20 protein-coding genes are annotated in these 18,615 nt (G+C 35.3%); 8 read left to right on the top strand and 12 right to left on the bottom strand.

The annotated features are described in order from the left end of the window. Positions 1–15: 15 nt before the first annotated feature. From H033_RS0107165 to H033_RS0107115, 10 genes are all read right to left on the bottom strand, one after another. Positions 16–231: a hypothetical protein gene (locus tag H033_RS0107165; RefSeq protein ID WP_026837690.1), complete on the bottom strand. Its 216-nt coding sequence runs from the start codon at positions 229–231 to the stop codon at positions 16–18. A 70-nt stretch (positions 232–301) separates the two neighbouring features. Continuing rightward, on the bottom strand, positions 302–559 hold the full coding sequence (locus tag H033_RS0107160; protein ID WP_034886164.1) for a (2Fe-2S) ferredoxin domain-containing protein: 258 nt from the start codon (positions 557–559) through the stop codon (positions 302–304). 59 nt (positions 560–618) lie between these two features. Beyond that, complete coding sequence (locus H033_RS0107155; protein ID WP_231367570.1) at positions 619–1,875, bottom strand: MFS transporter; 1,257 nt, start codon at positions 1,873–1,875, stop codon at positions 619–621. A gap of 35 nt (positions 1,876–1,910) precedes the next feature. Next, a complete protein-coding gene (locus H033_RS0107150) occupies positions 1,911–3,110 on the bottom strand; it encodes an efflux RND transporter periplasmic adaptor subunit (RefSeq protein WP_026837687.1) in 1,200 nt (399 codons plus the stop codon). Positions 3,111–3,140: 30 nt separating this feature from the next. Further along, positions 3,141–7,541: a CusA/CzcA family heavy metal efflux RND transporter gene (locus H033_RS0107145; RefSeq protein WP_026837686.1), complete on the bottom strand. Its 4,401-nt coding sequence runs from the start codon at positions 7,539–7,541 to the stop codon at positions 3,141–3,143. A 207-nt stretch (positions 7,542–7,748) separates the two neighbouring features. Next, complete coding sequence (locus H033_RS0107140) at positions 7,749–8,135, bottom strand: hypothetical protein (RefSeq protein ID WP_231367569.1); 387 nt, start codon at positions 8,133–8,135, stop codon at positions 7,749–7,751. A 386-nt stretch (positions 8,136–8,521) separates the two neighbouring features. Beyond that, positions 8,522–8,908, bottom strand: a complete 387-nt coding sequence (locus H033_RS0107130) for a hypothetical protein (RefSeq protein WP_231367568.1) — start codon at positions 8,906–8,908, stop codon at positions 8,522–8,524. 135 nt (positions 8,909–9,043) lie between these two features. Then, positions 9,044–9,466 carry a DsrE family protein gene (locus H033_RS0107125; protein ID WP_026837682.1) on the bottom strand — a complete coding sequence of 141 codons (423 nt, stop codon included), beginning with the start codon at positions 9,464–9,466 and terminating at the stop codon, positions 9,044–9,046. A gap of 2 nt (positions 9,467–9,468) precedes the next feature. Then, on the bottom strand, positions 9,469–9,870 hold the full coding sequence (locus tag H033_RS0107120) for a DoxX family membrane protein (protein WP_026837681.1): 402 nt from the start codon (positions 9,868–9,870) through the stop codon (positions 9,469–9,471). 65 nt (positions 9,871–9,935) lie between these two features. Next, the gene (locus H033_RS0107115) at positions 9,936–10,310 is read right to left on the bottom strand and encodes a hypothetical protein (RefSeq protein ID WP_155827745.1); all 375 of its coding nucleotides are present in this window, start codon (positions 10,308–10,310) and stop codon (positions 9,936–9,938) included. Positions 10,311–10,447: 137 nt separating this feature from the next. On the opposite strand from H033_RS0107115, the gene H033_RS0107110 reads away from it, so the two are divergent. From H033_RS0107110 to H033_RS22475, 6 genes are all read left to right on the top strand, one after another. Next, positions 10,448–10,834 (top strand): DUF302 domain-containing protein, encoded by a 387-nt coding sequence (locus H033_RS0107110; RefSeq protein WP_026837679.1) that lies wholly within the window; start codon positions 10,448–10,450, stop codon positions 10,832–10,834. A gap of 151 nt (positions 10,835–10,985) precedes the next feature. Then, positions 10,986–11,156 carry a hypothetical protein gene (locus tag H033_RS21570; protein WP_155827743.1) on the top strand — a complete coding sequence of 57 codons (171 nt, stop codon included), beginning with the start codon at positions 10,986–10,988 and terminating at the stop codon, positions 11,154–11,156. Beyond that, entirely contained in the window at positions 11,153–11,305 is a 153-nt protein-coding gene (locus H033_RS22480) for a hypothetical protein (protein WP_410503524.1), read from the top strand. Before H033_RS21570 ends, H033_RS22480 begins: the two co-directional genes overlap by 4 nt. A gap of 28 nt (positions 11,306–11,333) precedes the next feature. Next, positions 11,334–12,962: a multicopper oxidase family protein gene (locus H033_RS0107100; protein WP_026837678.1), complete on the top strand. Its 1,629-nt coding sequence runs from the start codon at positions 11,334–11,336 to the stop codon at positions 12,960–12,962. A 68-nt stretch (positions 12,963–13,030) separates the two neighbouring features. Further along, on the top strand, positions 13,031–13,609 hold the full coding sequence (locus H033_RS0107095; RefSeq protein WP_026837677.1) for a hypothetical protein: 579 nt from the start codon (positions 13,031–13,033) through the stop codon (positions 13,607–13,609). Positions 13,610–13,675: 66 nt separating this feature from the next. Further along, a complete protein-coding gene (locus H033_RS22475; protein ID WP_081661865.1) occupies positions 13,676–13,828 on the top strand; it encodes an SHOCT domain-containing protein in 153 nt (50 codons plus the stop codon). Between the two features lie 653 nt (positions 13,829–14,481). On the opposite strand, the gene H033_RS0107090 is transcribed toward H033_RS22475, so the two are convergent. After that, positions 14,482–15,525, bottom strand: coding sequence for an IS5 family transposase (locus H033_RS0107090; RefSeq protein WP_026837676.1), 1,044 nt, complete (start codon positions 15,523–15,525; stop codon positions 14,482–14,484). A gap of 490 nt (positions 15,526–16,015) precedes the next feature. Here H033_RS0107090 and H033_RS0107085 point away from each other — a divergent pair, with 490 nt between their 5' ends. Next, entirely contained in the window at positions 16,016–16,972 is a 957-nt protein-coding gene (locus H033_RS0107085) for a DUF302 domain-containing protein (protein WP_026837675.1), read from the top strand. Positions 16,973–17,492: 520 nt separating this feature from the next. Further along, the gene (locus H033_RS22470; protein WP_081661864.1) at positions 17,493–17,651 is read left to right on the top strand and encodes a hypothetical protein; all 159 of its coding nucleotides are present in this window, start codon (positions 17,493–17,495) and stop codon (positions 17,649–17,651) included. Positions 17,652–17,739: 88 nt separating this feature from the next. Here the strand turns inward: H033_RS22470 and H033_RS0107075 are convergent, their stop codons facing one another. Further along, positions 17,740–18,615, bottom strand: coding sequence for a sterol desaturase family protein (locus H033_RS0107075; protein ID WP_026837674.1), 876 nt, complete (start codon positions 18,613–18,615; stop codon positions 17,740–17,742).

Raw genomic sequence — 18,615 nt, 5'->3', positions numbered from 1 at the left:
ATGGGATTTTAATTATTAATGTGCGTGCCCATGGGATTTAACCTGCTCTAAACTATCCATTGACATTTTGCGGGCCATTTGAATGCTATCCTGCGTACTCATCATTTCCGCATTGTTGTCTCTATTAACATTTTCCTGAACATTTGGAGTAGCTTCCTCCTTTTTTGTTTCCTTGCAAGATGCGAATAGGGTTGTCAATGCAACTGCTGTAATAAAAAATACTCTTTTCATAATTTATTGATTTTGATATTAGTGTTTAAAATTTATTAATTTATGTTCCTTAATTTAATTACCTGAAAATCTAATTGGATTTTTTATTTAAAATATATCTTTTAAAAATTGTTCCTAAATCTTTCTCCGAAAACCATATATCGCTTGGATGAAGATGGAGTACAGGAGCCTGTTGGCATTTTTCGTTGCAATCCATTTTGTCAACTTCAATTTTATCTTTCAGGTTATATTTCTTTATATAGTATTCTAAACGCTTTCCTTTTTTCTTTCGACAGTTTGCACCAGTACACTGGTAAATGACGGGTTTATTATTTTCTGAATCTTCCATAATACTAATGTTTATAGTGAATGCTCAATTTTTGGCTTCTACATTTTTCATAGCAAATATTAATGTATAATAGCTTTTGATTTCATTGGATCTGAATTTCTTAAATTCTCCTTTGGCCTTAAAAAAATAAAAACGATCAATAGCAACGTCAAAGTAATAATGCCGCCGTAGAGAAAATTTGACTCTGGGAACGCAGTTCCCAAAAAGCCGGCTATAGGATAAGAGAGCGCCCACCACAAATGTGAAAATGCAAAATGGGAGCCATAGACTTTCCCCTGTTCACTATCTGGTATATTTTCGCCGATAAGCGTTTCCGAAGGTATTTCTGCAAGACTCTGTCCCAAACCAGCGAAGATCCAAAAGACAAAGAGCAGGGAAAAATTCAAGTAATTAGCGGCACTAATTGCTAGACCTAATACTAACGCCCCCAATAAAAGGGAGACCTGTCTAGATTTAGATTTATCTACAGCGCCTGAAACGAAAGCAGCAACGGTGGCACCAATTCCAAAGGCAGCCATAATTAAACCATAATCCTTATCGGTAAGATCTAATCCGCTTTTTACGAGAATTATTGTATTTACCAATATAAAAGCTCCGGCCATCGCCGACACCAGTTCTATAAAAAGGGCAAAACGTATGTATTTGTTTTTAAACAAAAGTCTAACCCCTTTAGTAACATCTTCCCATGTTGTGGGCTGGTCTTTTGGAACATCTTCTTTCGGTGCACTCAAAAAACTTTTTGGTAGTGTTAAGAGCAAAATTCCTGCGATGATAAATGTAGCTGCATCAACCAGAAATATTTCCCTTGCACCCAGCCAAACTGCAAGTATACCTGCCAATCCTGGCCCTAGAACACCCAATAATTGATAAGTGGCAGCCGATAAGCCAATAGCTTGCCTATATAATTTTTTATCAACTATCTGTGGAATAATAGACCTGTAAGTAGGGCTGAAAAAGGCATTGAAAACATTCATAAGAAACACCAGGACATAAATTTGCCATTCGGCAGTAATGAAAGGTAATAAGGCAACCAGCCCCATTCTAATAAAATGGGTAGTGTATAATATCTTTTTTCTATCTATCCGGTCTGCAAGCACACCGGCAAAAGGCGAAAAGATAATAAATGCGGTTACCCTCAAAGTGAGTGCTGTGGCCAAAATTATTGCAGCCCTGCCTTCCCCAAATTGATAGGCAAGCAATGCCAAACCAACCCACGTGAAGGCATCCCCCAATAAACTAATGGTCTGCGCGAAATACAATTTTGCAAACAACTTATTTTGTAGAGCCTGAAAGGGTTCTGTTATTTTGGATATCACCTTACCAATTTTCATCTTGATCTCATAAAGTTGTCCTACTCTTCTTCTTCAGAATTTCTCAAAGCAGACAAGATGGAATAAGCATTTTTGACAACAGGTTTAAAATTTTTAACCTCAGCATTTTCTGCAAAAGTTATGGACGTGTAGCCTTCCTGCTCAATTCCTTTTTTAACCTGTTCTAACTTAAATTTATAACCTCCTTCAGTTTCTTCAGTTTGAAGGATTAAAAAATCTTTTCCTTCGTATTGAACAATAGCTTCTGAAGGGATTGCATTTTGTTTGTTGGTGCCAGTTTCCAACCAGGCTTTTACATACATCCCTGGTAAAAGCCCTTTATCGTCCTCTTCATTTATGTGGCAATGAACCGGAGTCATACGATCTTTCCCAGTCGCTTTTCCTATTAAGAAAACCTCAGCAGTACGATTGAAAGTATTGTCATTAGAAAGGGAAAATTTAACTGTTTGACCAATCTCTATCTTTCCTAAATCTTTTTCAAAGGCATTCAATGCCAAATGAACATCGTTTAAATTGACTATTTCAAATAGAACATCCTGTGGTGATACATAATCCCCAATATTTACATTGCTCGCTTTTACAAAACCTGTAATAGGGGCGTAGAGGTTCGCAGTTCGTGATATATTGCCATTTTGAACAGCACTTCTACTTATTCCTGCTAGCGCAAGTTGTTGTTCATATGCCTTAACCCGTCCTTGTGTTATTTTATAATCAGAAGATACCTGTTGAAAGGTTTTTGCTGAATTGATGTCTTCCTCTCTTAATTGTTTTTGTCGTTTATATTCTTCTTCAAGAAATTGAAGTTTACTTAAACTTTCTAAATAGTCCTGTTGAATTTGGATAAATTCAGGATTTTCAATCGTTGCTAAGACTTGCCCTTTTTTGATCTCTTCACCAGGCAGTCTTCCAGCAGTTTTTAAATAACCTCCTAAAGGTGCAGATACAGAAGCCATACTTTCAGGCTCTACGTCAATGACTCCATTCAGTTTAATAATATTACTAAGATTTCTCATTACAATCTCTCCGGTTTCAATTCCGGCAAGATTATATTGGTCTTTGGTAAAAGTGATTTGTTTGGATCCGCTTGCAACTGGTTGTTCTTCATTTATCGAAGATTCTTTGGAAGATTCCATTTTTTCGGAATCCTTGTTGCCACAAGCCACTATGAATAGGGTAGATAAAATGAGCAGCGAACGTTTAATTATAAATTGAATTTTCATTTTTTTATATTTTAATTTGAAATCACTTTTTTACAAGCCCAATAAGGCTTCGATTACTATGATGGACTGGTTATATTGATAAAGTGTGTTTAAATAATCTGTTTGAATACTATTCGCCAAAGTAAGGTTTTGCAGGTATTGCGTATAGGAAACATCTCCGCTTTTAAAGCTCTTTTCTGAATTGTTGATGATAAGTTCCGCCTGTGGCAGCGCTTCATTTTGATAATAGCTCAAAGTTCCCTGAAGTTTGTAGTATTCTTGAAGCAAATTTTGAAGTTCTCCTTGTAATTGGTTCTGGTTCAACTCAATTCGAGATTGGGCGATATCCTCTTTAATTTTTGCTGCCTTGATCTTGGAACGATGCCCTCCAGGAAAAATGGGAATTGCAATCCCTACCTGAAAGGATGAAAACAATTCATCATCACTAAAATTTTGGTTTGCTAACCCGCTGTTTTGAGCACCATTAAAGGTTTGGCTGTTATAACCGAACATAATATCTGGTAAAACTTTGTTCCTTTCCACATTTGTCTCCCGTTTTCTTACCTCTAATTGTTGTTTTAGATAGGCGTAAAATGGGCTTTGTTCTACTGATTGACTTTCAATATCAAAATTTATCTCACGAGGGATTAATTCAGTGGATTTAACACTAATATTCTCCTTAGTGTTCAAGACTACCTGTAGTCGATTTTGTGCGATTCTCAAATCGGCTTCGTTCTGTTGAAGCTTGTTTTTAATTTGCATCGATTGAGCTGCTGAGGTCACACTTTCCAGTTTTGTGGATTCTCCTGTTTTATAACGCATCAAACTTGACCTATCAAGATTGCCATACAGGCTATCTTGACGCTGTAATAATCGTTTATTCTCCATCAAAAACACATAACTTAAATAGGCAACTTTTACATCAGCAATCAGTTCATTTTCTTCTATAACTTTAAGTTGTTCACTACTATTGACCTTAGCTTTTGCCAGCTTAAACTGACTGGTGTAAACTGTAGGGAAATTAATTCGTTGCGTAACTTCATACAGATTATCCTTTACTGCAGGCGTATTAAATTCGCCATTAGAATAGGAAAATTCTGTTTTAGGAATGCTTATCGCGCCATACTTTCCTGTTTCTTCAACATCTATTTCATATTGTGCAATCTTAATTCGGTTATTGTTCTTAAGTGCAATTTCAATAGCCTCAGGTAATGTAAGTTCGCGCTCTTGCAGCTGACTAGTTTCTTGTGCTTGAAGTTGCATCGCCGGAAAGAATAAACCACCAATCACGATTAAAGTGGTAGCTATTTTCTTTCTTCTAAAATTGAATTTGACTTTACCTTCAGTAAAATAGATATATAAGACAGGTAGGACAATCAGAGTTAATGCTGTAGCCGTAATTAAACCACCTATAACTACGGTAGCCAATGGTCGTTGTACTTCTGCTCCTGAGGAACTTGATATCGCCATAGGCAAAAATCCTAATGCAGCTACGGTAGCAGTCATCAACACCGGTCTTAGTCTCAAGCGCGTTCCTTGGAGAACACGTTCATATATGTCTTTAACACCTTCTTTTTCCAGCCTGTTGAATTCTGCAACCAATACGATTCCATTTAAAACAGCCACACCAAATAAGGCAATAAATCCGATTCCAGCCGAAATACTGAATGGTAAGTCTCTTATGATTAGTGCAAAAACACCTCCAATGGCAGATAAAGGGATAGCCGTAAAAATGAGCAAGCTTTGTTTTATTGAGCCAAAAGCAAAATAGAGCAAAATTAAAATCAGCAACAAGGCTACTGGCAAAGCGATCATTAATCTTTGATTCGCCTCTTGCAGGTTTTGAAATTGGCCGCCATAGGTTACATAATAACCTGCTGGCATATCAACATTCGAAGCCATAATTTGCTTGATATCCTCGATGATACTTTGAACATCCCTGTCACGTACATTGAAGCCAACCATAATTCGACGTTTAGCATTATCACGCTGAATTTGTACAGGTCCGGGTTCAAATGAAACGCTGGCTACCTCATTAAGTGGAATTTGACTGCCCTCTGGGGTGCTCACATATAAATTCTGCACATCGGTAATATCGGTTCGGTAATCCTTGTCCATTCGCACAACAAGATCAAAACGACGCTCACCTTCATAAACCAATCCGGCAGATCTCCCTGCAAATGCCGTTTCTATAGCGTTATTGATATCTTCTACGTTCATACCATATTGTGCAATTTTATCGCGGTTCATTTTAATATTGATCTGTGGTAATCCAGTCACTTCCTCAACATACAAATCTGCAACTCCTTCTACAGATTTTATTTTGCTTCCAACATTACTAGCCAGATCAGAAAGAATATCAAGGTCTTCGCCATAAATTTTAATTACAACATCCTGTTTTGCACCGGTCAAAAGTTCATTAAAGCGCATTTGTATGGGCTGTTGAAAGCTAAAAGTAGCATTAGGGATTATTGACAGGGATTCTTTCATCTCTGCCGCCAGTTCTTCTCTTCCTTCGGCACTTGTCCAGTCGTCTTTAGGACTCAGGATCACCATCATATCTCCTGCTTCAATAGGCATAGGATCCGTTGGTATTTCTCCTGAACCGATTTTGTTCACAACTTGCAATACTTCATCTGGATATTCATTTAATAAAATGGTCTGCGCTTTTTGAGAAACATCAATCATCTGGTCGATGGAACTTCCAACAGGAACTCGTGTCTCTACGGCAAAATCCCCTTCGTCCAATTGGGGAATAAACTCGCCCCCCATATTGGCAAATACTACTAGTGTAATAACAAATAACCCTATTGCCAAACCAAGTACCAAAAGCTTTGCGTGAAGGGCGGCTTCTATAATAGGTTGATATATGCGCTGAAAGAAATCCATCATTTTATCGGAAATATTTCGTTTATGTTCGGTCTTACGGCCCAATGCAAGGGCAGACATCATCGGCACATAAGTAAGCGATAAGATCAATGCCCCCAAAATGGCGAAAGAAACCGTTTGAGCCATTGGATGGAACATTTTTCCTGCTACCCCGCTCAAAGCCATAATTGGGAGGTAAACAATAAGTATAATTATTTGTCCGAAGGCCGCAGAATTCATCATTTTCCCGGCAGATAATTTTACCTCGGTATCCATTTGTGTTGAAGATAGCTTTTCAACCCCCGCATATTTCTTTTTACTGTTATGGATCCCGAACATTATAGATTCAACAATGATCACCGCCCCATCTACAATAAGGCCAAAATCTATTGCTCCCAAACTCATAAGGTTCCCCGAGACCCCAAAGAGGTTCATCAATGAGATTGCAAAAAGCATTGAAAGTGGTATGACCGAAGCCACTATCAATCCACCTCTTAAATTTCCAAGAAAGAGTATTAATACAAAAATCACTATTAATGCCCCTTCTGCTAAATTGGTGGTTACCGTTCCAATGGCGCGATCCACCAGCTTTTTTCTATCCAAATAAGGCTCTATAGTTACTCCCTCGGGTAAGGTTTCCTTAATCTGTTCAATTTTATCCTTTACATCATTTATAACTTCAGAAGAATTTGCTCCTTTCAGCATCATTACAATCCCTGTAACCACTTCGCCTTCTCCATTTCGGGTTGCAGCTCCATATCGCACCCCGTGACCAAACTGTACTTCGGCAACATCCCTTACAAGGACTGGTGTACCGTTACTTACTTTAACAACTATCTTCTCCAGCTCTTGAAGATTATTTACGAGACCTTCACTACGTATGAAATAGGCATTTGGCCCTTTGTCGATATAAGCCCCACCAGTGTTTTGATTGTTTTTTTCTAGCGCTGTAAAAATCTCTTCAAGAGTGACATCCATACTTTGAAGTTTATTAGGGTCTAAAGCAATTTCATACTGCTTTACGAGGCCTCCAAAACCACTAACTTCTGCGACGCCAGGGGTTCCCAACAGCTGCCTTTTAATAATCCAGTCCTGTATGGTACGTAACTCTGTAGCATCGTATTGATCTTCATAACCCTCCTCGGGATGTATTACATATTGATATATTTCGCCCAATCCTGTAGTTACAGGTGCCATTTCAGGTTTCCCCACACCTTCGGGTATATTACTTGCTGCCGAAGAAAGACGTTCCTGTATCTGCTGCCTTGCCCAATAAAGATCAGTATCCTCCTCAAAAACTATGGTTACAATGGAAAGTCCAAAGCGGGAAAAAGATCGCATTTCCTTTATTTCCGGTATACTTACCATTGTTTGCTCAACTGGAAATGTAACTAGCTGTTCCACCTCTTGGGCGGCAAGAGTTGGGGAAACGGTTATAACCATTACCTGATTATCTGTAATATCTGGTACGGCATCTATGGGCAATTGTGTTAGGGAATAGGTTCCCCAGCCAATTAAGAACAAGGTTAATATTCCGACAACAAGCTTATTGTTGATCGAAAATTGAATGATTTTATCTAACATTATAGTAGAAGAATTTTAAGATGGAAAACGAAAATGTGAAACATCAAGAGCTGATCTTTTAAGTCCTTTAAAAAAGTGCCTATAGTTTTTAATGCTGACGATGAGTAATGGGAATAGCTATGACAAAAGATTATTGCATAACTAGATAGTGATATAAGTATCATCAAGCTCAATTGAAGCTCAACTAATAAATATCACTTTAAAAAATTAACAAGAAGGAGGTCCCCGAGGGGTCTGTGAGGATAATAATGAATAATAGGGAATTATAGGATAATCCCGAAAGCGTTGTTTTTCAAAATTTGCGTGCCAAATGAATTGATTATCAATATCAACTATTAAAGCTGAATTCTGGAGAATTTTTGTCTTAACATTCAAGTTTTTGAATGCTCCAGTTACATATTTTGAAGTTCTTTCATTTGAAGAATGCTGAAAGTGTTCAAAAATATGACCAAGTTCTAGATGTTCATGAGCAACTTGCTGGGTAACTATTTTAGATGTACTGGAAACGTCCCCAGCATCAATATGAGGCACGATGTCGTGACCTATCATAATGAAGGCTGCAGCAAAAAACAGTAAATTTCTAAATAATTTCAAAAATTAATAATTTGTTGCGAAAATAGTTATTTTCATTTAAAGAACAAAATTTTTAATGAGTATGATTAGTAATAAACATATTACTGTACATTACTAAAATAAATAATAGAAGCACGAATATGATAACTGCGACAATAAAGAAAAGCTTTAATGCTTTATATTTTTTTGTAATTTCTATCTCATTGTTACTTTTATTTCTCTCTATTTTTCTTTTGTCTCTTCGATTTTGTGACATTACCTTAAACAATATTATTCTAGGTTCATAGTAGTTGTTAAAAGAAAGTTTAACGGAAATAGCTATAACAAAGGATTATTGCATAACTAAATTGTGTTATAAACAGTATCAAGCTCAGTTGAAGCTTGAATAGTAAATATCACTTAAGTAATTAACAAGAAGGAGGTCCCCGAGGGGTCTGTGAGGATAATAATAAATAATAGGGAATTATAGGATAATCCCGAAAGCGTTGTTTTTCAAAATTTGCGTGCCAAATGAATTGATTATCAATATCAACTATTAAAGCGGAATTTTGGAGACTTTTTGTCTTAACATTTAGGTTTTTGAATGCTCCAGTTACATATTTTGAAGTTCTTTCATTTGAAGAATGCTGAAAGTGTTCAAAAATATGACCAAGTTCTAGATGTTCATGAGCAACTTGCTGGGTAACTATTTTAGATGTACTGGAAACGTCCCCAGCATCAATATGAGGCACGATGTCGTGACCTATCATAATGAAGGCTGCAGCAAAAAACAGTAAATTTCTAAATAATTTCAAAGCAATTGTTTAATAAAGCAGCGAATTTATGAATTTTTTTTCACTTTAAGTAAATAGAGTGTGTGCAAATTTTAACTATTCGCAATCCCCTCTGACCTTAATACACAGCGGGGATTACAAATTAGTTATCTGCTATTAAAGCTCAATACTTAAATAGCCCCTTTTCTGAAGTTGAAAATCATGTAATAAGCCATTGTCCACAACTTCTAACTCATGCGGTATCTCTTCTTTATTAACTTTGAATTTTTTCAAAGATAAACCACATACTACAATCTTTACGTGCGCTTTTTTTGCTTTTTCTATAAAGCTCTTCATCATTTCCTTATCTCTAAGATCTTCAACAGTTTTTCCGCAAATGATCGCTTGAAAATCGCCAAAACTTTCTCCATCTTCTTTCGCAAGAGCCTCCGCTGTTAAAATAATGGGCTGAAGTTGAGGGATCTTTTTTGTAAGCACTACATAATTATGTGAATGCTGTTCTTGTTTAGTAGTTTGTGCATTTAAAGTATTAGTAAATGTTATTGCTAGGATAATTAAACCTAAAATTAGCTTTTTCATAGTTATTGTTTTTGAAATGTTTGAATGTCGTTTAATATAAAAAATAGCAATCCTCCTAAAATTGCGATATTCTTAAAAAGAGGGCCTAAAGTATGTATTTGTCCAACCTGCACGGTTAAGGTTATTGGAACTAAAACCGCCGCTAGTGCCATTGCAGCCCATTTGGTTTTATAACCAACTAAAAGAAAAAATCCCGCAATCATCATTATAATTCCAGAGATGATTATCAAATACTCGGGATTACCAAAAAAATAGGCAATCCCTTTAAACCTGGCTTGGTCAATTCGGTTTATAGTCTTTTCGAGATTTAGAATATGATTAAAACTCGCCACCAAAAATATGCCGCTTAATAAAATACGAAACAGCTGAACCGATCTATAGGAAACTGAAATAGTTGTTTTCATTTAATTTAATAGGATTCGTGAATAATTGAGTCTAGAAAAGGTGTGCTTTCTAAACCATTGATAAATCAAGTCGCTATTAAATTTTTAGGAGGAGGATATAATTTTCTGAAATGGATATCAATAATCAAGTCTGTTGTATACAAAAAACCCTTATAGTTCGAATGGCGGACATCAGGAATTTCTTTTTCAACAATAAAATGATAATTATTGGAACATGTTCTGGCCAGTTTCAGTATTTGAACTGGAGAGGAAGTTTTAACATTTATACCTGTTTCCTTAAAATTGCTTTTTTTCTTTTCACAAACAGGATTTAGAAGCACTACTTGATTAGCATCCACAATAAAACTGAAGAAATCGGCGTCGACAGTGATTAGTTTCCCTGAAAAAACCATCACCAGAATTATTGCTATGTATTGTTTTTCCAGCATAAAAGTTTTCAAATATATATGATTTTACCTCTACTCCATGTAACCATTGTTACATAAAGGCAATACATTGAGCTTGTGTAACAATCGTTACCGAATGTTTATTCAAATAACCTTATATTTAAAAGTAATAACCGAAAAGAAAGAAAATTATGGAATATTATTTTGCTAAAACGATAACTGGAGAATTTGAAGAAGTTATTAAAAAAGTTACAGATGAATTGGAAAAGGAGGGCTTTGGGGTATTAACGGAAATAGATATTTCAGCAACCTTGAAGAAGAAACTAGATGTCGATTTTAAGAAATATCGAATTTTGGGTGCCTGCAACGCTCCTTATGCGCATAAAGCTTTAAAAGCGGAAGATAAGATAGGTACCATGTTGCCTTGCAATGTGATTGTCCAAGAATTGGAAAATGGAAAAATAGAAGTTGCAGCAGTAAATCCAATGGCCTCCATGCAGGCAGTGAAAAATAAAGATTTAGAGGACATCGCCTTAGAAATTGGAAATAAGTTAAAAAAAGTAGTAAACCAGGTTTAAACTTTAAGGTGTAGGAATATGAAAAGGGAAAATCCAGCCAAAAAAGAAATCAGTATTCAGAATTATACTGAAAGCCGTAGAACGACCTACTGTATTAGTCAGCGGTACGTTTCCCAGACTTTTTCTGAAATTCTAAAAATATAAAGAAGCATTGACCAAAAGGGATTTTGAGGTCCTTTTGGAATTAGCACTGGATGAATATTTAAAAGAGGATATAAAGGATATGCTACCACATGTCATTCTATCCGTATGTAATTCTGGAACCGCAGCCAAAGCACTAACTGCGATTTTCAAAGCGGAGTTTTTTTACCCTGCAACATAACGGTAAAAGAAGTAGATCAGGGAAACATTGAAGTTTCTATTGAGGACATTACCGTTACTTGGGCTTTGTCAAATACAAATGAATTAGGCGAACTAGCTAAAAAAACTACAAAAACACTTAAACAAATTTTATCAGAAATTGATCAGTAGAGAATGGAATTGTAAACACCAATAAGATATGAGTATCCAAAAGCATGATAGAAGAAATTTCATAAAACTTGGATGCGCTGGCGCATCTATACTTATCGCTTGGCCATTATTTCAGTCCTGTGCCAATGAAAATAAAAATAGTGATCCATTACGACTGAATCCTGATTTTAAACCCGACCTGGATATTAAACTGACTGCGGTAGAACGGGAAATTTCTATACTTGAGGGAAGAAAAACAATGTGCTGGACTTTTAAAAGTGAATTGATACTAGGAGACTCCAGCAGTCTTCAGCAAATTCCTGATAGTTATCTGGGGCCCATAATTAAAGTGAACAAAGGCCAAAAAATACGAATACGCTTTCAAAATGAACTGCCACAAGAAAGTATTGTGCATTGGCATGGAATGCATGTACCGGAGCAGTACGACGGCCATCCAACAGACATTATATCTAATGGCCAAACTTATGTGTACGAATATGAAGTAATGAACCGTGCCGGAACCTATTGGTTTCATCCCCATCCGCATGGTAATACTGGTGAGCAGGTTTATAATGGTCTTGCAGGTTTGCTACTAGTTTCAGATAAGGAAGAGGAAAATTTAAACCTCCCCACTGGAGAATTTGATCTTCCGGTGGTAATTCAGGATCGCACTTTAGATGATAATAATCAACTGGTTTATCTTGATGGTGGAAGAATGGACAGGATGATGGGGTTTTTAGGTGATAAAATCTTTCTGAACGGTAGGCCAGAGCAAGAATTATCTCTAAAAGCAGGATGCAATTACAGGCTAAGGTTTCTTAATGGTTCGAATTCGCGAATTTATAAACTTGCTTGGGATAATGGGGAGCCGCTTAAAGTAATTGGAATTGATGGCAGTATTTTGGAACAACCCAAAGTAATGCCTTATGTAATGCTGGCTCCCGCAAAAAGAATAGACATATGGCTGGATTTAAAAAATAAAAAGCAAGGAGATGAAATTGAATTAAAAAGTCTGGCATTTGAAAGCGGTATGATGGGAGGAATGATGAATGGAGGGATGATGAATGGTAACAATACCCGTTTACCTTTAGGTTCTGAATACAGTCTTTTTAAAATTAAAATGAACGAAAGTGGGTCGAATGATTTTCTACTTCCTGAAAACCTTGTGCCTTATAATAAATTAGATCCAACCACCGCAGTTAACCGAAATAACCCTAGAGAATTTAATTTTTTTATGCAAGGAATGCAATGGACAATCAATGGTAGAACCTGGGAGCCTACTGAAGTAGCTAAAGAAGAAACAGTAAAATTAGATACCACCGAAATATGGCAGCTTTCCAATAAAGGAGGTAAAATGATGGGTGACGGCGGCATGATGGGACGAGGAAATGAAGGTGGCGGTATGGGGAATATGATGCAGATGCCACACCCAATTCATATACATCAGGTACAATTTAATATTTTGGAATATGATACCTCCGAAATGGATGCCATGTTTTGGAATTCTATCAAGGATGGCTTTATTGATGAAGGCTGGCAGGATACAGTGCTTTTAATGCCCGGCATGAAAATCAAAATCATAATGCGCTTTTCAGATTTCAAAGGTCTTTTCGTTTACCACTGTCATAACCTGGAACACGAAGATATGGGGATGATGAGAAACTTTAAAATCGAATAAATTAATCGATTCCAAAAAAATGAACAAATCAGTTTAACCGAATATTTAATAATCTAAAAATGAACATCATGAAAACAACAGTAAAAATTTTAATGACAGTTGGATTAGTTGGAACAATGCTTAGTTGCAAATCATCCTTCAATGCTACCGAGACAATGCGGGTAGAAGAAAATAGAAATGCCATTTATCAAGAAATCATTGCAAACCCTGTCCAGTTGAACAATTTCATTAGCGAGGCACAAAAAAATGAAGAGGCCAAAAAGATGTTGATGAAGGCTCATATGGAACAGATGGAATCTGGGAATATGAAAATGATGATGGACAAAAATCCCGAAATGAAAGAAAAAATGGAATCCCATATGCAGAAGATGATGGGAAAAAATCCCGAAATGATGCAAAAGATGCAGTCCAAAATGCTCGATAAAATGATGGAGAGCGAAAAGGGCCGTAAAATGCTGATGGATGAAATCCATAGCAACAAAATGATGAAAAAAGAGATGAAGGTTAGGATGATGCAAAAAATGGAAGAAAATCCAGAGATGATGGAAGAGATGATGGAAAAAATGATGAACAATCCTGAAATGAAGGAAAAAATGATGTCCAAGATGAAAGAGAAAAAATCTAATTCAGAAGATCATAAACACTAATAATTATAGTGATGATATGGTGGTGGATAATAGGTTTTGGCCTTCTTTCTTTAGTGTTATTCTTTTATACCGGAAAAAATAAAAAACAGGTCGTTTGAAAAAAGATGTGAAAGCCCTAGGAATATATTAAAAGAAAAGTATGCAAAAGGTGAAATAACCACAGAAGAATTTGAAAATCAAAAAAAACTCTTAATGATTAAGAATAAAGAGGTTTTTTAGAGTTTACTATAATTTCAGATACCAGAAGGCTTAGGTCTTTTTGAAGATCTAAGCCTTTTTAGAAATTATAGTTCAAAATTAAATCCACATGAAATAAATCTTTTTTGTGATATTTTAATTGTACTCCTTGAACTAAGATATTGTACCGCTTATAATGTTATTTTTAGATACTCGGCATTTGTTCTGGTTACTATTTTTATACGCATCTCCTTTAGCTTGGATGTATTAGAAGTATTGCTGTGGTTCTTTCAGGAGCTGTTTTTGTCTTATTGCTTACATTAGGTTATAACTATTTTTCAAAAGAATCTCTAGACTATAAAAATAACAATCTGTCTAAATAAAAAAGGTCCTGGAGCTTCCAACCTTATTTAGTGTCCAGCAAAACTTTTGCTGAATGTAGTTAACACAATATTTATAATAGTTCTGCCTTAATATTTGTTTCTGACCCCTGATGCAGAAAATTTATAGATTAAATAAGTTGTCGATAAAATATTGCTGAAAATTTATACTGTTAATCAGTTAAAGACCGTTGCAAAATTCAATAAATTACTGCAATCCATTTTTTAGATGGATTTCCGATTGTTTTTTATCAAGAACTGTAGTTTTTACTTCGTTTTTTTGTCTTTAGAGTTCATTTTCTTACTGTTTTTCTCTTAGTTTTTACAATTAGACGCAATTATCCCTGGACTTCGATACAAATTATAGCACATGGCCTCCATCAGATTTTGAGTATGCATTTTTTCCATTCCCCGGTATCTTGCCAATCCTCCGCTGAACCATCTTTTTATCCCGCCAAATGTCCGCTCTACCTTGAACCTTGTTTTACCGATCAATTTATTGAACTTCTTCTCCCAATAGGTCAATGGTTTATTCTTTTTTGCCTTTTTTAGAATATGGTTTTTCAAATTTCTTTTTTTCAACAGCTCCGTGTTTTTCTTAGATTGATAGCCTTTGTCGGCTTTTAATGGAATATCTTTTGGCAAATCTACGTTCACTGTTTCCAGCACTTCTTCTAAATTGGCTATCTCGTTTTTACTTGCCGTGGTGGTCAATACTCCCAAGACAAGTCCTTCTTGATCTGTAACGTGATGTTTTTTGAACCCAAAATGATATTTCCCGCCTTTCTTTAGCCAGGTACCATCTTTGTCCACACTCTCGGCATACTCTTTTTTTACTGCTACCTCTTGGTCCGAGCGATCTTCAGTTACCTTGTGATTGGTCTTTCCTTTTGGTCGAAGTGGCGTGTCTATGACACTGGCATCCACTATGATTCCTTTTTTGACAATGATCTTGTGAGCCTCAAGCTGGTCATTGATGGAACCGAAGAGCTTCTCAAAGGTCTTGGTTTTCGTTAGTGCGGTTCTAAATCTGCTCAATGTACTATGGTCGGGTGCAACTTCATCTATGTGCATTCCACAAAAATAACTGAATGAGATACTATCGTTCAATCGGTCTTCTACTTCATAATCGCTCAATCCGTACCAACTTTGCAAAAGACACATTTTAAATAACAACAGACCGTTATAGGAAGGTTTGCCTACAGCACTTTTTCCTTTGGAATAATCGGCATCTATTAGTTTTTCGATTGTGTCCCAATCGATCAGCGCATTTATTTGATTAAAAAATGTTGTTTTTATCTTTCTTGATCGCAAATCACAAATTGTGTCTGCTAATGTGGGTTGTTTCTGTAATTTCATACATTAAAAATAAGACTTAATCAATTAAATATCAAGTGATTAAATTATTTTTATACTCCGATTTTGAACAATTTATCCCATGCAACGGTCTTAGTTAGTTAATATAATGTCTCATGTTTAGTTTCTTCATTCGGAGTGCTCTTCAATCTTAACCGAACAATACTTATTCCCAGATATATTCTACAAAAATTATAGTCTAGTTAATTTCAGATGCTTTCTGAAATTTAGCTAATAAGGCTGTAAGAACTTAAGGAGTTTATCTTGAAAAAATTACTTGAGTAAAACCCGAGCATTCACCAGTAGCTCGGCAGGAAAATAATTTTAAAATATCGAAGCTCGCTTAGGAAATGGAATTCTGTTGAGGAAATAAATTCCATATAATCTATTCTTCTTTTAATTTTTGAAACCCTTAACTTATAATGGTTAAAAAAAGTTAAAGGAATTTATAGAGCTATGGTTCTTGACTTAATTTGCAGTAAATCAAATTTTTATGAAAAATTCTATTATACTTTTTAGCTTATTACTGGGTTTAAATTCTTGCTCTCAAAATGAAATAGATTCTTCTAAAGATAATATTTCTGAAACTAATTTTATGGCATCACAAAATTTAAACAATGAAGATTTTCCAGTAGGAACCATTTATTCCAATAGTGCAATTGCAATTCAAGGCGCATATAATCAGTTTATTCAAAAACTAAGAAAGAACAATGCTATTAGTATTGTAGCACAAGTAGATCATTCGAAAAATGCTAAATCTGTAGGACTGGAATTAGATTATACTAGAATAATATTTTTTGGAAATCCAACTTTAGGTACTCCTTTAATGCAAGAGAACCAATTGGCAGGACTAGATCTTCCTCAAAAAGTTCTTTTTTACAGAACTGACAGCAAAAGTGATATTTTGCTATATAATAGTGTATCCTATTTAAGATCGAGACACAATTTAGATGGAGTAGCAACCTTAGATAAACTCTCAAATGCACTAGAAAATTTAGTTTCTGATGTTTCCAAGAGTCCCGTAATGGAATCTGCTATTCAAAATGTAGAATTTATGGAGGGTATTATCACAAAGGAAAGCAAACAGGACTTTGAAACTTCTTATGCTACTCTTAAAAATGCTATTGTCAACAATCCTAATCTTTCAATTGTGGCAGAATTAGACCACCAAGCTAATGCTGAGAGCGTTGGATTGGACTTGAGGCCAACGAGACTTATAATCTTTGGGAATCCAAACCTTGGTACTCCTTTGATGCAGAACGAACGGACTACAGGCTTAGATCTTCCTCAAAAAATGTTGGTTTGGAAAGATGGGGAAGGAAATGTGAAAGTGTCCTATAACGATATTTATTTTCTTGCAGAAAGACATGGAATTGAAGGAAATAAAGAAATTTTATCTAAAATTTCTACTGCTTTAGAAAATTTAAGTAATGCTGCTGCCGGAAAATAAAAAGTAATATATTTTTACATTAATTTCCATTAAACTTTTTAAACGCGTGAATTCCTATACGGATTTCCCGCGTTTGTTTATATCTTGTTTTTACCACAAAACTCAATATATGAACAAAAGTAAAATTTTAGCGGACAACCTATTATCAACAAGTCTTTATCTTCATTGATATCAAGGATGTTTACCGGACAGCCAAAAGGTTCGTGACAGCGATAGATATATCAAAAATTTCACTACCTATGAACGTTAATGAAAGGGGTTAATGAGGATGAAATTACAGATCTCATTAAACTTTTAGAAATACAGCTTATTTATATTCAATTTGTAGAAATTATGCTTTTAAATGGCAATTAATGTTATATGTCTATGTTACTTTAATGCCAAGAGGTTTTAAATTATTTTGAGGCTACTTTCGAAGAAACGAATGTTCAAAGAATAACTGATCGACCTACCCATAGTTTAACAAACTATCAAATAAAAGACTATAAAGACACTTTTGCCATGATAAGGATAGTAATAAATAAATCCTTTTTGTAATACTTGTAATCGCATACGTCTTACGGCGAATGGTCAGATCAAGAACTGTATATTCTCTTCAACCGAAACAGATCTACCACCTCCACTACGAGCAAGGCAACTTATTCATCACTTATTGAAAAACAGTCCACGCAAAGCTTAAAACTATTGGAGGAATGGATACTTTAGGAAAATGCAAAAACCCATTTCAATTCTAAAAAAACAGAAGAATGTTTGGTTTGGGTTTCTAATTAATCTTGCCCTTTTTTAAACCCATAAGTATTTTGACGAATAAAATCTTTAGGGAATTTTTCATCTCCTGGAAAACCTAATTCAACATTTCCACTGTCTTCAGGAATGTAGTTGGTTTTGAATATATAATCCCACAGACTTAAACTAATCCCGAAATTCACTCCATATTTACCATCTGGTAAATCATATGCATGATGGTATAAATGCATTACTGGATTATTTATAATATATTTTAGAGGTCCCCAAGTAATCTTGACATTTGAGTGATTAAAGTGACCAATCGTAATTGCTATAAAATGTACAATATAAGCTTGCTCTGGCTCGAATCCGAATAATATCATTACCGCAAATGTTTTAAGCGGTTTATATAAGATGTTTTCCATCCAATGGTAACGTAAATGTGCTGCAAATCCCATTTCCTTTACACTGTGATGTACTTTATGATACTTCCAAAAGAATGGATATTTATGTAACAATGTATGCGTAAACCATTGTACAAAATCGAGAATAATAAAAAACACGAATAACTGCAACAACATTGGCCATCCCGAAGGATCAAACAAGGCTAATGATTTGTCTGAAATACCTAAGTCCTCAAAGCCAAGCTGTAGTAATTTATAAAATCCACTTATGGCAATTGAGAAAACAAAGAAGTTAAAAAACATATAGAAACCGTCTAACCAAAAATCCTTCCTAAAAATGGATTGTTCCTTACGCCATGGAAAGATCATTTCCAAACTCCATACTATAAGGGAAATAGCAATTAACCCCCAAAAGTAATTATTATACCAAGGGACTTCAAATAATATAGATTTCCATGTCCAATCTACCGTTCCGGTAAAAGCATTAATAAAAGCATCTAAATATTTATTCAT

This window comes from Gillisia sp. JM1, from assembly GCF_000424645.1.
In the GTDB taxonomy this organism is placed as follows: domain Bacteria; phylum Bacteroidota; class Bacteroidia; order Flavobacteriales; family Flavobacteriaceae; genus Gillisia.
This window is presented reverse-complemented; position numbering and strand designations above follow the sequence as displayed.

What these genes read in the sequence shown, in the direction of transcription:
- H033_RS0107075 (WP_026837674.1), bottom strand. Translation starts at nt 18,615, where the DNA reads ATGAATAAATATTTAGATGCTTTTATTAATGCTTTTACCGGAACGGTA.
- H033_RS0107085 (WP_026837675.1), top strand. Translation starts at nt 16,016, where the DNA reads ATGAAAAATTCTATTATACTTTTTAGCTTATTACTGGGTTTAAATTCT.
- H033_RS0107110 (WP_026837679.1), top strand. Translation starts at nt 10,448, where the DNA reads ATGGAATATTATTTTGCTAAAACGATAACTGGAGAATTTGAAGAAGTT.
- H033_RS0107145 (WP_026837686.1), bottom strand. Translation starts at nt 7,541, where the DNA reads ATGTTAGATAAAATCATTCAATTTTCGATCAACAATAAGCTTGTTGTC.
- H033_RS0107160 (WP_034886164.1), bottom strand. Translation starts at nt 559, where the DNA reads ATGGAAGATTCAGAAAATAATAAACCCGTCATTTACCAGTGTACTGGT.
- H033_RS0107100 (WP_026837678.1), top strand. Translation starts at nt 11,334, where the DNA reads ATGAGTATCCAAAAGCATGATAGAAGAAATTTCATAAAACTTGGATGC.
- H033_RS0107120 (WP_026837681.1), bottom strand. Translation starts at nt 9,870, where the DNA reads ATGAAAACAACTATTTCAGTTTCCTATAGATCGGTTCAGCTGTTTCGT.
- H033_RS0107125 (WP_026837682.1), bottom strand. Translation starts at nt 9,466, where the DNA reads ATGAAAAAGCTAATTTTAGGTTTAATTATCCTAGCAATAACATTTACT.
- H033_RS0107090 (WP_026837676.1), bottom strand. Translation starts at nt 15,525, where the DNA reads ATGAAATTACAGAAACAACCCACATTAGCAGACACAATTTGTGATTTG.
- H033_RS0107095 (WP_026837677.1), top strand. Translation starts at nt 13,031, where the DNA reads ATGAAAACAACAGTAAAAATTTTAATGACAGTTGGATTAGTTGGAACA.
- H033_RS0107165 (WP_026837690.1), bottom strand. Translation starts at nt 231, where the DNA reads ATGAAAAGAGTATTTTTTATTACAGCAGTTGCATTGACAACCCTATTC.
- H033_RS0107150 (WP_026837687.1), bottom strand. Translation starts at nt 3,110, where the DNA reads ATGAAAATTCAATTTATAATTAAACGTTCGCTGCTCATTTTATCTACC.